Source organism: Pricia sp. (assembly GCF_041745955.1).
GTDB lineage: Bacteria > Bacteroidota > Bacteroidia > Flavobacteriales > Flavobacteriaceae > Pricia.
Map to the genome: position 1 here is coordinate 1 of NZ_JBGTHY010000573.1, position 1,925 is coordinate 1,925.

A 1,925-nucleotide genomic window follows, 5' to 3' on the forward strand; every position below is an offset into this window, starting at 1 on the left:
ATTACAAAAATATGGGATTGAAAAGGATTTCTAAAGGTTTCGGAACGTAATTATTGCCCCATATTCTTCAAAATAGCCGGTATTTTCTTTACGTTGGCCAATTGTTTAAACTTTTCGAGGGATTCTTCTATGGGGGTCCCGAAATAACTTTTTCCCCCGGGGACGGATTTCGTCACGCCCGTCTGGCCCATAATAATCGCTTTTTTTCCGATGGTTATTCCGCTTGTGGTACCTACCTGGCCCCAAAGGGTTACTTCGTCTTCAATAATCACACAGCCTGCAATGCCCGTTTGGGAAGCGATCAGGCATTTCTCGCCAATGACCGTATCATGGCCGACGTGTACCTGATTGTCCAGTTTCGTACCTTTTTTGATGGTCGTATCCCCAGTAACGCCTTTATCAATGGTGCAAAGGGCTCCGAGCTCAACATCATCCTCCAAAACCACCCTTCCTCCAGAAATCAATTTATCGAAACCTTCCGGTCTGTTCTTATAATAAAAGGCATCGGAGCCCAGCACTGTGCCGGAATGAATGATCACATTGTTCCCAATAACACAATTGTCATAGATGGATACATTGGCATGGATCAGGCAATTATCGCCGATGACCACGTTGTTCCCAATAAAAACATTGGGTTGAACTACCGTATTTCGCCCAATGACCGCAGAAGTGTCTATCGTATTCAAAGCCTTTTCAAAAGGCTTAAAATAACTTGTCAAGGTATTAAAATCACGAAAAGGATCATCTGAAATCAATAGTGCCTTTTCTGCCGGACATTCAACTTTTTTATTGATAAGTACGACTGATGCCTTACTATTCAGTGCTTTATCGTAATACTTTGGATGGTCTACGAAAACGATATCCCCCTTTTCCACTATATGGATCTCGTTCATACCCAGAACCGGAAAATCGTGTGCACCAATGTACTCGCAACCGATGATGGTGGCAATATGTTTTAGGGTATGGGGCGTTGGGAATTTCAATGGACAGTACGTTTTGATTATTAAATTCTGGTTATAAGATTGAACCGCCCTTATTCCTTAACCCTTTCCATGTAGGAACTGGTGGCAGTATCTACCTTGATCTTATCGCCTTCGTTGATGAACAAGGGCACGTTTATCTCCGCACCGGTCTCTACTTTGGCAGGCTTGGTGGCGTTGGTAGCGGTATTTCCCCTAACTCCCGGTTCGGTATACGTAATTTCTAGGATAACACTGGCGGGCATGTCCACGGAGAGGGGCATCGCATCTTCCGTATTGAATAAAATGGTAACTACTTCACCCTCTTTCAGTAAATCCGGTGAGTCCAAAGCGCCTTCCTGAAGGGCTATCTGGTTGTAATCGTCGGTGTTCATAAAATGATAGGTCTCTCCCTCTGCGTACAAAAACTGGTAGGAACGTGTCTCGACACGTACATCCTCGATTTTGTGACCAGCGGAGAACGTATTGTCCAACACCTTGCCCGAGGTCACGCTCCTCAATTTCGTACGGACAAAAGCGGGCCCTTTGCCCGGTTTTACGTGTAAAAATTCAATGATTTTATAGATATCGTTATTGTAGCGAATACAAAGTCCTTTGCGTATATCGGATGTTGAAGCCATGTTAAGGTTTAAGGTTCATAGTTTAAGGTTCAAAGTCTAAAGTTCAAGCTCTACTAATTCTTTTTGACCTGTTCAAGGTTTTTAAGGATAACGTTGAACAGCTGCGAAGTAGCAATTGAACCCTGCCCGCCGGCAGGCAGGGTTGAATCATTTCGGGTCAACTATTACTAAAATACCCTTTCATAATCCCCCGTTGCGAATCACGGATGAATTGGAGGATTTCGTCCCTTTCGGGCGTGGCTTCCATTTCGGCTTCGATGATTTGGGTGGCCTGGGAATTATTGTAATTTTTTTGATAGAGGATGCGATAAATATTCTGTATTTC

At 43.7% G+C, this 1,925-nt stretch carries 2 protein-coding genes and 1 pseudogene; all 3 read right to left on the reverse strand.

Annotated elements, in window-relative coordinates:
• Positions 1 to 50: 50 nt before the first annotated feature.
• Complete coding sequence (locus tag ACEW8S_RS20485; protein WP_373519966.1) at positions 51 to 983, reverse strand: UDP-3-O-(3-hydroxymyristoyl)glucosamine N-acyltransferase; 933 nt, start codon at positions 981 to 983, stop codon at positions 51 to 53.
• A gap of 50 nt (positions 984 to 1,033) precedes the next feature.
• A complete protein-coding gene (efp, locus tag ACEW8S_RS20490; RefSeq protein ID WP_373519967.1) occupies positions 1,034 to 1,600 on the reverse strand; it encodes an elongation factor P in 567 nt (188 codons plus the stop codon).
• A gap of 157 nt (positions 1,601 to 1,757) precedes the next feature.
• A pseudogene (locus ACEW8S_RS20495) lies at positions 1,758 to 1,925 on the reverse strand (acyl-[acyl-carrier-protein]--UDP-N-acetylglucosamine O-acyltransferase); the annotation flags it as partial.

Excerpts from the sequence above, each read along its gene's own strand:
- efp (WP_373519967.1), bottom strand. The coding sequence starts at position 1,600 with ATGGCTTCAACATCCGATATACGCAAAGGACTTTGTATTCGCTACAAT.